This is a genomic window from Ruegeria sp. BB1, assembly GCF_056539465.1.
This window is the reverse complement of record NZ_JBQFVB010000014.1, coordinates 13,480-28,382: the sequence shown is the minus strand read 5'-3', so window position 1 is coordinate 28,382 and position 14,903 is coordinate 13,480. Positions and strand designations below refer to the sequence as shown.

15 protein-coding genes are annotated in these 14,903 nt (G+C 57.3%); 1 reads left to right on the top strand and 14 read right to left on the bottom strand.

Annotated elements, in window-relative coordinates:
- Positions 1-368: 368 nt before the first annotated feature.
- Positions 369-1,790, bottom strand: coding sequence for a hypothetical protein (locus tag ACR0AL_RS20395; protein ID WP_480664449.1), 1,422 nt, complete (start codon positions 1,788-1,790; stop codon positions 369-371).
- 601 nt (positions 1,791-2,391) lie between these two features.
- Between ACR0AL_RS20395 and ACR0AL_RS20390 the strand changes: the two genes are divergently transcribed.
- Entirely contained in the window at positions 2,392-2,577 is a 186-nt protein-coding gene (locus tag ACR0AL_RS20390; protein WP_170349490.1) for a hypothetical protein, read from the top strand.
- 55 nt (positions 2,578-2,632) lie between these two features.
- On the opposite strand, the gene ACR0AL_RS20385 is transcribed toward ACR0AL_RS20390, so the two are convergent.
- The 13 genes from ACR0AL_RS20385 to ACR0AL_RS20325 form a co-directional block, all read right to left on the bottom strand.
- Entirely contained in the window at positions 2,633-3,328 is a 696-nt protein-coding gene (locus ACR0AL_RS20385) for an RraA family protein (RefSeq protein WP_170349491.1), read from the bottom strand.
- Positions 3,325-4,020 (bottom strand): alpha/beta fold hydrolase, encoded by a 696-nt coding sequence (locus tag ACR0AL_RS20380; RefSeq protein WP_170349492.1) that lies wholly within the window; start codon positions 4,018-4,020, stop codon positions 3,325-3,327. Before ACR0AL_RS20380 ends, ACR0AL_RS20385 begins: the two co-directional genes overlap by 4 nt.
- Positions 4,017-5,141, bottom strand: coding sequence for a cobalamin-independent methionine synthase II family protein (locus ACR0AL_RS20375; RefSeq protein ID WP_170349493.1), 1,125 nt, complete (start codon positions 5,139-5,141; stop codon positions 4,017-4,019). Before ACR0AL_RS20375 ends, ACR0AL_RS20380 begins: the two co-directional genes overlap by 4 nt.
- Positions 5,142-5,151: 10 nt before the next feature.
- Positions 5,152-5,763 carry a class I SAM-dependent DNA methyltransferase gene (locus tag ACR0AL_RS20370; protein ID WP_170349494.1) on the bottom strand — a complete coding sequence of 204 codons (612 nt, stop codon included), beginning with the start codon at positions 5,761-5,763 and terminating at the stop codon, positions 5,152-5,154.
- The gene (locus ACR0AL_RS20365) at positions 5,751-6,710 is read right to left on the bottom strand and encodes a cupin domain-containing protein (RefSeq protein WP_480664447.1); all 960 of its coding nucleotides are present in this window, start codon (positions 6,708-6,710) and stop codon (positions 5,751-5,753) included. Before ACR0AL_RS20365 ends, ACR0AL_RS20370 begins: the two co-directional genes overlap by 13 nt.
- 153 nt (positions 6,711-6,863) lie before the next feature.
- Positions 6,864-7,853, bottom strand: coding sequence for a nuclear transport factor 2 family protein (locus ACR0AL_RS20360; RefSeq protein ID WP_170349496.1), 990 nt, complete (start codon positions 7,851-7,853; stop codon positions 6,864-6,866).
- Entirely contained in the window at positions 7,850-8,893 is a 1,044-nt protein-coding gene (locus tag ACR0AL_RS20355) for a LacI family DNA-binding transcriptional regulator (protein WP_217354048.1), read from the bottom strand. Before ACR0AL_RS20355 ends, ACR0AL_RS20360 begins: the two co-directional genes overlap by 4 nt.
- Positions 8,893-9,657 carry an SDR family NAD(P)-dependent oxidoreductase gene (locus ACR0AL_RS20350; protein WP_170349498.1) on the bottom strand — a complete coding sequence of 255 codons (765 nt, stop codon included), beginning with the start codon at positions 9,655-9,657 and terminating at the stop codon, positions 8,893-8,895. The genes ACR0AL_RS20355 and ACR0AL_RS20350 overlap by 1 nt, the downstream gene beginning before the upstream one ends.
- Entirely contained in the window at positions 9,657-10,709 is a 1,053-nt protein-coding gene (locus tag ACR0AL_RS20345) for an ester cyclase (protein ID WP_480649366.1), read from the bottom strand. Before ACR0AL_RS20345 ends, ACR0AL_RS20350 begins: the two co-directional genes overlap by 1 nt.
- Positions 10,706-12,037 carry a histidinol dehydrogenase gene (hisD, locus tag ACR0AL_RS20340; RefSeq protein ID WP_170349500.1) on the bottom strand — a complete coding sequence of 444 codons (1,332 nt, stop codon included), beginning with the start codon at positions 12,035-12,037 and terminating at the stop codon, positions 10,706-10,708. Before hisD ends, ACR0AL_RS20345 begins: the two co-directional genes overlap by 4 nt.
- Before the next feature lie 11 nt (positions 12,038-12,048).
- Positions 12,049-12,579, bottom strand: a complete 531-nt coding sequence (locus tag ACR0AL_RS20335) for an ester cyclase (protein WP_170361133.1) — start codon at positions 12,577-12,579, stop codon at positions 12,049-12,051.
- A 126-nt stretch (positions 12,580-12,705) separates the two neighbouring features.
- A complete protein-coding gene (locus ACR0AL_RS20330; protein WP_170376624.1) occupies positions 12,706-13,860 on the bottom strand; it encodes a carbohydrate ABC transporter permease in 1,155 nt (384 codons plus the stop codon).
- Between the two features lies 1 nt (position 13,861).
- Positions 13,862-14,884, bottom strand: coding sequence for a carbohydrate ABC transporter permease (locus tag ACR0AL_RS20325; RefSeq protein WP_170349503.1), 1,023 nt, complete (start codon positions 14,882-14,884; stop codon positions 13,862-13,864).
- Positions 14,885-14,903: the final 19 nt, after the last annotated feature.

Here is a 14,903-nt window from a genome sequence, read left to right as displayed (position 1 = left end):
CTTCCACTTCAATATCTCGCTCACGCGTGGACCTGATTGCTCAGGCGGGGAGAGGCTGTTTCAGCCGGTCAGTCCTCTCGTGAGCCTTTAGGTAGCATTTAGGTGTGAAGAAATCAATAAGATTCCACAAACCGTTGAAACTTCACAGTTTGATGAGGAATCCTTGGAAACACAGGTATTTAGCCTGTGCAAACAAGGAATCATGTGCAACACTATTCGTACTGCCCTTCTGATTTGTTCTGATCGGCCCCTATACTATACGTTGTCGGAGTACAAAGTGCGTGTGAGTGGTCCGCGTTTTCGTCACCGCTCCATCGTTGACCGCATGAACAGGCGGTGACGTAAGTTGGAGCGCGATACCCCCCACTCTACCACCTGCGACCAGTCACCCGATATCCATCCTCAATGAGAATGCTGTCGATTTCTTGGAAAATTTCTTCAGGCTCGCGGGGTTTCCAACTCTCGGTTTCAAATGACACGAGCTCGGCATAGAGTGCGCGAATGCGAAGATCAGGATCATTTCCGTACACTTCACGGCCTCTGATGGACTTCATGGAATGTCCCATCATGTAACCTCGCTCTTCGTTACTTAAACCCGCCTTGATCATCCGAGATTCAAAGCTGTGCCTGAGGCTACTCACATAGTGTTTCGGTGTTGGGAAAAGGTTGTTATCTGCAAAGTAGTTAGAAACGGCGGCACTGTACGCCTCTTTTCCTCGATAACGAGGAAAGCCACTTGGGAACTGTGTCATGGCTTCTAAAGCTGCCCCTACGAGAACAACTGGTCGTCTGGATGCCTTGTTTTTGATTTCCCGCTGGTGTTCACCATCTTCGACCTTGACCTTGATGTGCGGGACATCTGCGTCGAGATGAATTGACGATGGAGACAAGTCATAGATCTCGGTTTGTCGACAACCGGTTTCAGCGCAAATTGTTAGGATAGCTCTAGCTTCGTCATTCAATCCGTCCAGTTTAGCCCCATTGATGATATTCTCCGAAATCCAGCTTGGTGTGAACTCGAGCTTAGAGCTTGGCTCCTTTGCCTTCTCCCAAACGGCTTCACCCTGAATACGAGTAGTCGCAAAAGGATTTGTGTAATCATCAATTTCTAGATCTTCGTAGAATGCGCTGAAGATACTTCTCAGATAGCCAAAATGCTTGTTTGCGTATTGAGTCGTGACCTCTTGGGCATTCACACGCTTTTCCCACGCTCGTCTGAATTTCGACGCATCGCTGGCGGTGATCTGTGAGATCGATTTTTTGCCCACCACTTCAGTAAACATTTTGGCTGCTCGCTTGTAACGGTTGAGCCACATTCTTTTTTGTCGGTCATTCTTACGAGCCACTTTGTCTGGGCAAAGTTGATCCATCCTTTCAGCGACCTCGGTCACCCGAGCATCAGGCAACTGAAATCCGCCGAGATTTGCCGCAAATTGCGCAGAACTGGCCGACGGATCATTGTCCATTAAGTGTTTAAGGCGAAGCGCGAGCTCTTCCAGTTCGCCACCGGCCAACTCAGTAGCAGTAGCTGGAGCAACACCACTGTCCTTCGCAAGCTTGATCGTGGATCGGTAGCGATTTTCGTTTTGGCTGCCGTTCGCCATGTTCGACTTGAACTCCAATTCGGCCAAGACCCTTTCACGAACTTGGTAGGCCAGCGCCTGGGCTGTTTTTTGACTGTCAGTTTTTAGAGATTCCGTGAGAAACGCGCCAGCGTGGACTGCTTTGTATTTGCAAGGTGTCCTCATTCTGAACCAGAATACGTTTCCTCTTGGCCAAAGATATTTCATGCTGTTGCCTCGATGTTTGTTACACAAATTGTATCACATCGGCGAGCTGACCCTCTACATGTGGTCTTCGGCTGCCGACAATTTTGGTAATAGCATCAGTGGCTTGAGTTGGCGTAAAGGACTGGTTAACGAATCAGGAAAAGCCTCTCCTGGGCACCAAATCCCCGACAGATTTTTGGCTTGTCTCTAATCGTATCAGATACGTGTTCGGGTGACGTATTCCCCCAGTTTTTATCTATTAGACGTCTCTCCCTTCCGGCTATGCTTTGCCAGATTACTGCGGAGACAGACTGGCTAAATGGTCCCGTTCAGGCCTTAGCGAGACCCGCATCTTTCGTGACGCTACGTCACAAAAACTGGCCGGGTAAGTGAGCATCTTTACGTAAAGGTAAGCTTTCCAATCATTTTTTGACTGGTCGGTTAATAAATGACGCAAAAACCCGGATTCTTCCCCCTTACGGTGGCAAACGACCTGCCTAAATGCGCTCTGTCGCTGCGGATCATCACTCACGGATTAATGATCCTCGAGCTCTCGACCATAGGGTTCGGGTCGGGTCCGCAGCGGCAAATTTTTACGCTTTGAATTTGAAGGACCGCAACAATGAAGAAAATTTCGTTTCTCAGTCGCTTCAAGTTAATGAAAGCGCACCGGATGGACGTTTCAGAAGATGACCTGTCTTCGGATTATCGGCGCAGGCTGCCCCTGGTGAAGAAATCTGAACTCAAGGTGCTCTTTCGAACCGTGCTGGAAGAAAAGCGGGCGGACCTGCCATCGCGACGCCGGTGATGGCATACCAACGACGGTTTAGAGCCCTCCGTTTGAACGGGTCAAGCTTACCCTGTCAGACCCGGGATTTTTCGAACTTTTCCCAAGCGGATTGAAACGCATTGAAATCAAACCCCGGCTGTTCGGCAGCGTCGAGGACGATGCGTTCGGTGGACAGCAATTTCTGGATTGCGCCCTCTAGTTGGTCAACAACATCTTCTGGTATCACCAGCGCTCCGTGCTGATCGGCATGGATCAGATCACCAGGATTGACCGAAAGACCAAAGATCGAGACCGGCGTATCGACCGCGCGCACGTGGACAAAACCATGGCTTGGCCCGACCGATCCGGCAACCACCGGGAACCCCTGTGGCAGATCGCCAAGGTCGCGCATGACACCGTTGGTCAGCGCGCCGGACATGCCGAACCCCTTGTGTACGGTGGTGTTGATCTCACCCCAATAGGCACCGATACAGTTGGGGAAATCGACATCCTCGATCACCGCAACCGAGGGTGCGGGACCTTCGGCCATGTATTTGTAATAGTCCATCCGGCGTTCCCTGATGACCTCGGGCGCCTCGGACGGAGGCTGCACAGCGGCGATCTTTGCCGTACGGGCGTAGCCCACGATCGCAGGTTCCGACGGGGCCGAACACAGCATGGTGCCGCGCGAGAAGCCGTCAAATCCGCGCTTGCCCTGCGCCACCTCGATGGCGTTGCAGACGGTGGGGGTGTCAACCTTGCGCAACAGGGTCAGAAGGGAAGGTGTCATGGGGCCTCCAGCCAGCGGATCAGGGCCGCTGTTGTGTCATTGGGTTGTTCCAGAGTGGGCAGGTGCCCTGCCTCTTCGATGATTTGTAACGTGCTGTTGGGCAGAAGGTCGTGCATCAACTGGTGTCGCTCGACCGGGCACAGGCCATCCTCGCGCCCACACATCACCAGTGAGGGGCCCGTGTAGACAGCCAGTGTTTCGGTCTGGTCCGGGCGATCCATCAAAGCGCGGGATTGGCGAAGGAATACGTCCGGACCCAGATCAACGGCCATCGCCATGCATAGGTCCAGAATGGCCCCCTGATGCGGACCGTCGGCCAGGTAATTGGGCTTCATCTCGTCGCGCATCACCTGCCGCAACTGACCTTCCTGAACGGCCTTCATCTGCGGCCCACGCCGGGCTTTGACATCGGGCTTTTCGGCCAACGGATTGGTGTCCATCAACGCCAACCGTTCAACGCGATCCGGGGCTTCCCGCACCACCTCCATCGCAACGATGCCGCCCATCGACAGGCCGGCCAGCGCAAAGACCGACGGTGCGTTTGACAAGATTTCGGCTGCCATCTCCTGAACACTGTCCTGCGTCACCAGAGGGAAGGTCATCAGCGGCCGTGACCCGGACAACGCAGCGATCTGCGGCTGAAACAACCGAGCATCACACATCATACCCGGCAAAAGAACCAGCGGTGTCATGCCGAGGCCAGTATTGCACCCTCGGACAATGCCGTCAGCTTGGCATAGGCAATATCGGGATCCACCGCGCCAAATCCTGCAAAGGTGCCAAACCCACAATCACTGCCTGCGATCACCCGATCGGCACCGACGATATTGGTAAACCGCGTGATCCGCTGCGCCACTAATTCAGGGTGTTCGACAAAATTGGTGGTGGTGTCGACCACACCGGGAACCAGAACCTTGTCGTCCGGAATCTCGGAATTACGGTCGCGGAACACGGTCCATTCATGGGCGTGGCGCGGGTTCGAGGTTTCAAACAGCACGTAGCGGGATTTGGTCGCCATCAGAGTGCTGAACACCTTATCCATGGCGATGTCACAACAATGTGGCCCTTCGTAATTGCCCCAGCAGATATGCACCCGCACCCGGTCCTGCGGAACATTCTGCAGCGCGTGGTTCAGGGCCTCGACATGCATGTCGGCGATCTTGACGAACTCTTCATCGGTCAGGTCGGTGAACAGCATGTGCCGCGACAGGGCCAGATCAGGGCAATCCAGCTGCAAATCCAACCCGGCGGCCACGATGGTTTCGTATTCCTCCTTCATCGCATCGGCCAGCGCGGCCAGATAAGCCTCACGCGTGGGGTAGAAATCGTTCTGCAGAAACAGCGAGATGACCCCTGGTGAGGCGGCATTCATAAAGCCCTGCCCGGCCCCGTGCTGCGCCATCGCAGCCTTGAGGTTGGCGATGTCCTTCTCAAGCTCACCCTGCCCTTTCGACCGCACCTCGCCGGTACATTGAGGCCGCGCGTATTGGGGCGTACCGCCATCATCAGCCAGCCGTTGCAGAAAACCGGGGAACATCTTCAGATCGGCGGGCGCATTGCGCGGGCTATCGCCTGAAAACCCGGTGTAACGGTCCTTGACATAGGTGGCATAAGAAATCTTTGAGGTCTCGCCATCGCTGACAATATCCACACCGGCCTCGATCTGCTTGCGCACGGTCTCGGCCACGGCGTTAGTCATGCAGGCGTCAAATGCGGCGGGGTCAAAGGGTTCCTCCCGCTCGCGCGCAAAAATGAAATCCACCACGTCCTGAGTTCGTGGCAAGGATCCGACATGTGTTGTCTTTACGGTCATGAAACCTCCATTAATTCTTGCGTGCCATCAGTACTGTGTGGCTTTGGGTCTCCGGATCCTTGGCTAGAAATCCGGTCATGATCATCCCGTTTTCTTCAAGGCAGGTGGCGTAACCGGCGGGTGAGAGAGAGGCGTGATACACGGGTTCGCCGCCAACAGTTCCCTGTTCCTCGCCCGCGCTGGGGCCAACGGTCAGCATCAACATTCCGCCCTCGCGCAGATGGCGGGCCATCCGGGCGATGCAGTCTTTCTGCTCGTCGGCGGTCAGATGGAAAAAGCTGTTCCAGGCGACAATACCATCAAAGCTCTGGTCCAGTTCGAAATTACGCATGTCGGCCTGCCGCCAGTCTCCATCAGGCCAACGGCTATGGGCGATCTCAAGCATGGCCTCGGAAAAATCGACACCTGTGACGGTGAACCCTTCGGCCTTGAACCATCGGGCAATGGGCTCACCGGTGCCGCAGCCCAGATCAAGGACGTGATCGCCGGGCTTCAGACTGGCGGTGAAGCGCGCCAGCCAGCGCGCTTCGAACAAAGCCCGCGAGCGTTGCTCGTCATAGGCTTTGGCCTGCCGTTCATAAACGGCGTGGGTATCGTTCGGATCGACGGTCATCCGACCCATGTGGCTCCGGCGGGGTCATCGGTCGCCGTGATGCGGTACAGGCCTGCCTGCCCGGTCATGGACGGCGCGACGGTGTAAGCCTCACCCGGCATCACCAGCGCGGTATCACCGTTGGACAATGTGACCTCATATCCGTCTACGGTGATACGCCAATGGCCGCTGGCCGGCATCAGAACCACAGGCTTTTCAGCTTTGACCGGATCATTCACAGCCGAACCACGGGTCAGGAAATCAACCTCGAACCCCGGCTTGTCCTTGATAAGACCGGTCTCACCAATCACCAGCGCAGGTTTTTCAGCGCCCAGCGCCATCAGGTCCCAATAGCGGGCGACGTATTTGCCGATCACCGCGTCGACCGGCACCTCGGGATAGGCTTGCAACTCTGCTTCGTTCAACAAGGACATCGGCCGGACATTGTGGGGCAGTTCCTGACCCTTTTTGCTGTCGTAAAGCACACCGTTGTCGCCCAGCATCAGACCATGCGCCTGTGCGTCCTCGATCACCTGCGGCGCCCACGTGACACCGCCACCGGCATCATCGCCACCGAGGATCGACATGATCATGCCGTAGTCCTGACCGACATTCTCGAACCCGCGGAAGATACCGGTGGGAATGTTAAAGATATCCCCCTCTTCGGCAATGAATTCTCCGGCCGTGCCATAGCGTCCCCAGAAGAACCGCCAGCGGCCTTTCGCGACAAAGAACACCTCGGCCGTGGTGTGGCTGTGCAGCGAGTTTCGGCATTTCGGCGGCTGACCCGCCGCGCCGATGTTAAAGCCGATCTTGTCGATGATGTGGACGTGCTGATCGGGCGATTCCGACACGCCGCCACCGATGATGGTAAAGTTCTCTTTCTGATCGCTGCCCGGAGTGTGAGCGTCGATAAAGGCAGTTTTACAGGGTTGCAGCTCGCCATAACGGACGATGCGTTTTTGAATGGTACTCATGACGGTGTCTCCTTGGATTTTGGGGGAAAGATGGGATCAATTCCCGCCCCCCGGAGGCCGATTGTTCAGACGTCGTGCGCGCAGCGACGCACGATGGGTATGATAGCGCCGTGCAGTCTGGCTGGCGTTCAGGGATGAGACCATCGCGGTCACCTAGCCCTCTCCACCCTGCAGCAGGATCTGTTTCCAGACCGAAGTTTCGTCGAACAGCGTGTACTCGCGCCGCAGCTGTGGCTGACCGCCGATCAGCGCACCAAACTCAGCATGGCTGATCCCCAGAACATAGACCTGCGCGCCGGTTGGGGCGCCAAATGCACCCCAGCCATCATGTTTACCCCACAGGCTCCAGCGCACGGCAGCACGGGGCGGCATGTTCGGATCATCGCGACCAATCTGGTGTTCAACCTTGAATTCCGCATTGGGGAAGCTGGCCCGCAGACCCATCCAGAACCGATCCACCGCATCCCAGCCATGGCCAGTGACACCGCCGACATATTCCGATTGCACGGCGCGGTCATACTCGGCCTCGATCACGCCCATATCGGCATTCATGATCTTGGTCAGGATATAGGCATAGCGCTGACCCCATTCATTGTCATTGCCCTTGCCTTTATAAGGGCCGGGCTGGTCGGTTTCTGGCGTCAGCGGTTTGACGCAGTTCTCTGGCCCACCCTCGCGCGCGATCAGGTCGGCAGCGTATTCCTTGGGGTCCCAGCCCATCTGCCGGACGATGGCACCCTGATCGCGGATCAACCATTCATCGTCGATCTGATTATCTTTGGCGTGACAGTCGGCCAGAATCCGATAGCGCAGCTTTGTGCCGGTCGGCTTGCCATACACCCCTTCGGCCAAATGCGTCGCGGTGGAGATAATCCGATGCGAGCTTAACATCCCCTCTTCCGGCGTGCCGGACCAGATCACATCCTCGCCCAACAGCTGCCGATCCGGAAACTCAGCCAGTGTTGCCATGGTGGCGCCGATGACGTTCTGATTGCCCAGAACCACAGATCCGGGCGAGCGAACGACGATATCCTTGCTGTAATAGTCATGCAGCGTGGCGATGCCCCGGTCTTCCCAAATTTCCTTGGTGATACCGATAATGTAGTCGGGAAAATCCCGGAACTTCGGATCGAAGCCTTTCATATGTCTGTCCTTTGTGGGGTCCACCCTTTTGGCAACCGGGCCGAGGTACGTACAATCAGCGGCCCGTCTATGGCCACCTTGCGCGCCGCGGCGGTTGCCGGGTTTTCGATATGATCCAAAAGCGCGTCTACGGTTTCAGAAACCATCAGATTGGCCCGCTGTCGGATCGTCGTGAGGTTATAGGCAAGCCACCCAGCCTGCGGGACATCATCATACCCGATCACCGAGACATCTTCGGGCACACGCAGGCCAAGCTCAAAGCGGATGACATCCATGACGGCCAGCGCCATATGATCATTTGCCACGAACACGGCATCAGGCCTGTCATCCGGTGCAACATCAAACATGCGACGTGCAGCCGTTCGGGCATTTTCCGTGTGAAACTCACCTACACCATGGGCAAACACGGTCTCACCGGCCTCAGCCAATGCCGCCCGGAACCCGGCCTCGCGGTCACGCTGGGTCGAGGCACCCTGCCAACCCGCGATGTAAGCAATGCGACTGTGGCCAGCGGCAACCAGGAACTCGGCCACCTTGCGGCCACCGGCATAATTGTCCGACGTGACCGACGTGATCCCGTCCAGGTCCTGACTTCGGTTGAACAGCACCACGGGTACACCCGCCTGCTGACAGCGCGTTGCAATATCTGACGACATCGCAACCGAGGCCAAAACAACGCCATCCACCTGATAGTCGAGGATTTCCTCCATCACGTCATCAATGTTACCCGCCGTGCGAGAGGCCATGAAGATCAGCACGTGATACCCCTGTTCTTGCAGGGCGTTGGACAGTTTCTCAAGCGCTTCGGGATAGAAGTAGTTGTCCAGATAGGCGACCACCAGACCGATGATACGGCTTTTGCCCGACACCATTGCGCGCGCCAGAACATTGGGTCGATACCCCAGCTCTGCCGCCGCCTTGCGCACCTTTTCTTCAGTCTTTTTGCTGACCGAGGCACCCGGCGTGAACACCCGGCTAACCGCCGACTGACTGACGCCTGCCAGTTGCGCAACCTGAAGGGATGTGACTTTTTCTGCCATCAATCCGCTGTCCACCCCCCGTCAATCAACATCGAAGTTCCGGTCACCAAAGCCGAGGCGTCCGAGGCCAGATAGGTCACCGCGCCCATGATGTCTTCGACTTCACCGACACGGTCCAGCTTGATCTTCTCCATGATCCAGGCGGCGCGCTCGGGGTCATCGAAGGTGGCTTGCGTCAAGGGTGTGCGAATGAAGGTCGGGCAGACCGTGTTGATGCGGATGCGCTGCTTTCCCCATTCGATTGCCATGGCTTTGACCATACCCTCAAGCCCGTGCTTGGTGGCACAATACAGCGCCCGATCGACCCCGCCGACATGGCCCATCTGGCTTGAGATATGGATGATCGAGCCCGGCCTGCCCGTCGCCATCAATACCTTGGCCGCATAGGCCGACAGGAAATAAGCCGACCGCAGATTTACATCTGTGACCGCATCGAAATCCTCGGGCGTGGTGTCGATCGCCGCGCTGTGGCGCGCGGTTCCGGCGGAATTCACCACGACGTCAAAGACGCGCCCATCAAACAGCTTCTGCAGGGCATTCAAATCGCCCTGATCCACAACCGCAGCTTCGGCCGACCAGCCCTGCGCCTGCAACGCCGCGACGGTTTCAGCCAGCCGGTCTGCCCCACGCGCGGCGCAGACCACATGCGCCCCGGCCTCGGCCAAGGCCACCGCACAGCCCTGTCCAATCCCCGAGGACGCGCCGGTCACAAGGGCGGTTTTGCCGTTCAGCGAAAACGAAGGGGTGCGGGGCAGGTCAGTCATCAGCTCATTCCATCAGGCGTTTCAATGCGGCCCAGATTCCGGGCCTTGTTGAATTCACGCAGACGGGCGAAAACGTCAACGCCAAGCTGGCGGTAGGCATCCAGAAGATCGACCAGCACCCAGTTTTCGCGTATGCGCCCGTTTTCCAATCGCCAGAAATCCAGACTGCACATGGCGATTTTCTTGCCCGAAGGCGCAATCCCCATCCATCCGTCATGGGTAACCGTCTGGATCATGTTCGGCCAGCCGGTCACAGCCGCATACTCGCCATCACCAAAGAAATGATAAGTGATGTCGTCCACATACTGCCCGCGATCCGGCATGCCGTTCAGGAACGGAATCTGATGCCAGTTGCGAAACCCTGCGTAACCGCGCCCGGTGCCGATGCCCGAAGGCCCGTACCAGTTCATGCGTGGATGCCAGAACCGCTCCATCTCCATCACTTCGGGGCCACCTTGTGACGGGTGTTTTTTCAAGTGTTCCAGCATGTCGATAATGTGTTGGCACGTCGCCTTGCCCTTGGCCGCATCGTAAGGTCCGGGCACGAACCCGTCCTGAGTGGCTGGTCCGGGCACATGCCATTCACGGCCAAGGCTGGGGGCCATCGGCCAGGCGTTGGCCTGCATCATCACCTCAGGGATGTCCCAGAGCGCCTGAACCTCGACGACCTGTCCGTCCACGAAACGATAGAATTCGTGAAACCGCATGGTGACCTGATGGCCCGTCGGTGGGATATCCAGCCAAGGCCCGGTGAAGGTACCGGTGTAATACCCCCCGCACCCGACCCAATCCGCGCCGTTTTCGTCCGGCCCGGCCATGACGATATAGTCGCGACGCTCCAGATCGGGCCATGCGTCCAGCAGGTCCTTATAGGCGAAGTCGTAATATGCATCGCTGCCGATACTGTCACCAAAGGGATGGCATAGGTGGAACACTGCATCCGATGTCGTGACCTCAGCCAGCGCCTTGCGGACGCCGGCTTCGGAAAAGTCATACATCGCGGCCCTTAGCAAAGCGATCAGGGCCTTATGCTGTGTGTGCTTGTCGCTCATTCAGCGGCATCCCGATACGGTGCGGGCTTGCCGTAAGGCACGTTGATACCGCCATAGCGGCGCACCCGCACGTTGCACTGTTCAGCATGGCCCACAAAACCTTCAAGCATGCACAGGCGCGACCCATATTCGCCAATCAACGTCGCCGCCTCGTCGGTCAGAACCTTTTGATAGCTATGCGTTTTCAGATACTTACCCACCCAAAGACCGCCAGTATAGCGCCCGGCTTTCTTCGTTGGCAGGGTGTGGTTTGTTCCGATCACCTTATCCCCGTTCGAGACATTGGTGCGCGGACCAAGAAACAACGCGCCATAGCAGGTCATGTTCTCAAGGAACCAATCATCCCTATCTGTCATCACCTGCACATGTTCGGATGCGATATCATCGGCGACCTGCAGCATCTCATCATATGTGTCGCAAACGATCACTTCGCCATATTCGTCCCACGATACTTTCGCGGTGCCTGCCGTGGGTAGGATTCCCAGCAGACGGTCGACCTCGGCCATCGTATCCTCGGCCAGTTTGCGCGAGTTGGTCAGCAGCACGCAAGGACTGTTATAGCCGTGTTCCGCCTGACCCAGCAGGTCGGTCGCGCAGAGTTCCGCATCGGCGGCAGTCTCGTCGGCGATGACCATGGTCTCGGTCGGGCCAGCGAACAGGTCAATGCCGACACGGCCGAACAGTTGCCGCTTGGCTTCGGCCACAAAGGCGTTGCCCGGACCGACCAGCATATGCACGGGGTCAATCGTTTCGGTGCCCAGCGCCATCGCGCCGATGGCCTGAATGCCGCCCATGACATAGATCTCATGGGCGCCGCCCAGATGCATCGCGGCAATCACCGCTGCGTTCGGCTTGCCATTGAACGGAGGTGTACAGGCGATGATGCGCGGCACGCCCGCCACCGAAGCCGTCGCCACCGACATATGCGCCGAGGCGACCATCGGGAATTTGCCACCGGGCACATAGCATCCCACCGACTGCACGGGGATGTTCTTGTGGCCCAGAATGACGCCGGGCAGGGTTTCGACCTCGATATCCACCATGGAATCGCGCTGCGCTTGCGCAAAGTTGCGCACCTGTTCCTGCGCGAATTTGATATCGGCCAGTTCACGGTCGGTCAGTTGCCCGATGAGGTCGTCAATGTCCTGCTGAGACAGGCGGAACGACGGGGGCGAATAGTTGTCGAACTTTTCGCTCAGCTCGCGCACGGCCACATCGCCACGGGTTTCGATGTCTTTCAGGGTCGCTTCGACCACAGCGCGGGTTTTGGCGTCATCTTCGGCCCGGTCAGCATCAGATTTACCGCGTTTGAGATACTCGATTGTCATGTTTCCAATCCTCAGTTTTCCGGCCGGGGCGCTACTTTTTCACCCCGGTCAAAAGCTTCCCAGCCTTCCCCGTTGAACAGATCGACACCCAGCTGCGCCGCGACATGTGCGAAATCGACGTTCACCCAGTTGTCGACGATCTTGCCATCGACCACTTTCCAGAAATCCATGTACCGGATCTCGACCCGTTTGCCGGTGGGGGCGATGCCCAGAAACTCACCGGAATGGGTCGCCTCTTGGCGGCCAAACGCTGCGGCCCATTCGCCCATATACAGGCGGGCCTCATCAATGCAGGTCTTGTCCGAGAACGCGGCCTGAAACGGGCGCTGCCAGTTGTCCTGAAACTCTTGCAGGCCGGTCTTGGTGCCACAGCCCTGATTGCCCATCCAGCGAAAGCCCTGGGCAAAGAACTCGCCAATGTCATCAATGCGGTGGTCATTCAGGCCATCGACCATGGTTTCGATCACGCGGCGCGTGTCTTCGGTTTTGTCCAGGTCCGTGTCGCGGGTTAGAACCGCTTGTTCGGGGCGGGAACCTTTCATCTTTCTATCCTTTCAGGTTGCCGAGGGAGGGATTGGGTCAAGAAACCCCAATGCTTAGAAAATCCCTGGGCATCCTGTTCAGCGCCGGGTGGCGCGACAGGGCGTTATGGCGTGCGTTCTTGCTCATTACCCTTTCACCGCTCCGGCGGTCAGACCGCTGACGATCTGGCGCTGGAAGATCAGAACAAGAAAGATCAGCGGCGCGGTGATCGATACGGCGGCTGCCACAGCGACCACCTGATCGGTTGTCGTGGTCTCGCGGTTGAACATGCCGACAATGGCGGGAACCATGGTCTGGTTCTGCGCATCCAGCAGCAGCGACGTGACGAGGATGTCGTTATACGCCAGCAGAAAGCTGAACAGCCCGGTGGTGATCACCCCCGGCCACATCACCGGCATGATCACGCGGCGGAACGCCTGGAAGTGATTGCAGCCATCAACGCGCGCGGCCTCATCCAGTTCGGCTGGGATATTCTGGAAGAATGACCGCAGCATCCAGATCGTGAAAGGCTGGTTGATCGCCACCAGCACCGCAATCACCGCGAAAGGCTTGCCGTAAAGGGTCGGTGCGTTTTCCCCCAGGATCGGCGCCAGCCATTCGGATGAGCTGATGAAGACCGGCAGATAGCTGGCCACCAGCGCCGAGGGCGGCAGCGCGCGGAAGATCAGCGCGACGATCAGCAGCCAGAACGCCAGAGTCGAACCCGACCGTGCCAGCCCGTAACCCGCCAGTGTCCCGACCGACAGCGACAGAACAACAACCCCCGTGGTTACGATTAGCGAGTTCTTGAAGTTGTTCGAAAACCCCCGGTCGATCCAAACGGTTTTATAGTGTTCGGTCGTCAGCCCCAATATGTCCCGCCCCAGAGGGCCAAAGAGCGGGTTCAGTATGCTCAGAATGGCTGGCAGGATCACGAAGAATACGATCAGAAAGGCCACCACGGCGGCCAGAATGCCAATCACCCAGCCAAACCACTCCTGACCTTCTTTGGAATAGGCTTTGATCATCCCAGGCATCTTTTTGGTCACCAGAGCAATCGTGCCCCAGATCACCCCGATCCCCAGAATGATATCCAGCAGCGAAATCCCCTTGCCATTGGCCAGCGTCGCCGGGCCGAAGATCACGTTCAGGGCATTACCGTCAAAGGCGTCGACTGGGGATTTGAAGCTCATCACCGTGATCCAGAAGATCGGGAAGATGGCGACAATGCACCAGAAGGCCAGGAAGATATTCGAAGTCAGCCGCAGGCTGAGCGGTTGGCGAAGCGCGCGCGAGGACATGTTAGTGACCTCCTTTGTGATCGCGCCATGTCCGGCGCAGCGGGAAGATAAGAAGGATGGCAATGCCGATCATGGTCAGCATGGCGCTGGCCGAGGCCCGGCTGATCGAACGGTTGCCCGCCTGATCAGGCACCAGGAAGTCATAGGTCAGCCATTGTAGTGAGATGACATAGCCTTGGCTGGCGAAACCGACGATCTCTTCGAACACCCGATAGCTGTCCATCAAGTGGATCATCGACACAAAGATGATCAGCGGCATCAGATGCGGGATGACGATGTATTTCATCCGCTGCCACCGGGTTGCGCCGTCAATCACAGCACTTTCCAGACTGTCCTGATTGACCGTTTGCAAACCGGCATAAAACACGATGGCGGCAAAGGGGGCGACGTGCCAGACGCGGTACAGCATCATCAGCACCTCAATTGTCCAGGCCTGCGCAAACAGCGCGATATCGCGGTTCAACCACCACTCCAGCAGCGCCGTCAGGATACCGTCGCCGCGAAACAGCCAGTTGACCGACAGCACCCCGATCACCGGGGTAATGATGAAGGGCAACAGCGAAATAAAGATAACAGGCCCTTTTATCGCCTGCGCGGCATTGTTGATCAAAACGGCGATCCCCAGCCCGCAGACGATGACCAGCGGCAGGGTGATCAGCGTGAACGTCAGCGTGAACCGCAGCGCTTTCCAGAAGTTGATGGTGGACAACACATTCCAGCTGCCCTCGCTGATCGCGCGCCAGGCACGTTCAGGTTCCAGCACGTTGCGGTAGCTTTCCAGCCCGACATACTGGGTCTGCATGATGACCTTACCCTCTTCGTCGAGTTGGGGTTGCGAAACCGTCTCGGTCACACAGGTCTGGGTCAGAAAGCCGGGGGTGCAGGTTTCAACTTCAACCGTCTCATAGATCGGTTGGGTGACATAGAAACTCTGCTTGAACACGCTGATCAGCGGGAACGCGATAAAGAGAAGCATCATAAAGACAGAGGGGCCAACAAAGGCGGCAAATGTCCGGAAATTCATGGCTCTGCCTTTCTCATGG

Coding starts and splice junctions, on each gene's coding strand:
- ACR0AL_RS20345 (WP_480649366.1), bottom strand. CDS start 10,709: ATGAGCGACAAGCACACACAGCATAAGGCCCTGATCGCTTTGCTAAGG.
- ACR0AL_RS20335 (WP_170361133.1), bottom strand. CDS start 12,579: ATGAAAGGTTCCCGCCCCGAACAAGCGGTTCTAACCCGCGACACGGAC.
- ACR0AL_RS20325 (WP_170349503.1), bottom strand. CDS start 14,884: ATGAATTTCCGGACATTTGCCGCCTTTGTTGGCCCCTCTGTCTTTATG.
- ACR0AL_RS20370 (WP_170349494.1), bottom strand. CDS start 5,763: ATGGGTCGGATGACCGTCGATCCGAACGATACCCACGCCGTTTATGAA.
- ACR0AL_RS20390 (WP_170349490.1), top strand. CDS start 2,392: ATGAAGAAAATTTCGTTTCTCAGTCGCTTCAAGTTAATGAAAGCGCAC.
- ACR0AL_RS20380 (WP_170349492.1), bottom strand. CDS start 4,020: ATGACACCGCTGGTTCTTTTGCCGGGTATGATGTGTGATGCTCGGTTG.
- ACR0AL_RS20330 (WP_170376624.1), bottom strand. CDS start 13,860: ATGTCCTCGCGCGCGCTTCGCCAACCGCTCAGCCTGCGGCTGACTTCG.
- ACR0AL_RS20385 (WP_170349491.1), bottom strand. CDS start 3,328: ATGACACCTTCCCTTCTGACCCTGTTGCGCAAGGTTGACACCCCCACC.
- hisD (WP_170349500.1), bottom strand. CDS start 12,037: ATGACAATCGAGTATCTCAAACGCGGTAAATCTGATGCTGACCGGGCC.
- ACR0AL_RS20355 (WP_217354048.1), bottom strand. CDS start 8,893: ATGGCAGAAAAAGTCACATCCCTTCAGGTTGCGCAACTGGCAGGCGTC.
- ACR0AL_RS20360 (WP_170349496.1), bottom strand. CDS start 7,853: ATGAAAGGCTTCGATCCGAAGTTCCGGGATTTTCCCGACTACATTATC.
- ACR0AL_RS20375 (WP_170349493.1), bottom strand. CDS start 5,141: ATGACCGTAAAGACAACACATGTCGGATCCTTGCCACGAACTCAGGAC.
- ACR0AL_RS20350 (WP_170349498.1), bottom strand. CDS start 9,657: ATGACTGACCTGCCCCGCACCCCTTCGTTTTCGCTGAACGGCAAAACC.
- ACR0AL_RS20395 (WP_480664449.1), bottom strand. CDS start 1,790: ATGAAATATCTTTGGCCAAGAGGAAACGTATTCTGGTTCAGAATGAGG.
- ACR0AL_RS20365 (WP_480664447.1), bottom strand. CDS start 6,710: ATGAGTACCATTCAAAAACGCATCGTCCGTTATGGCGAGCTGCAACCC.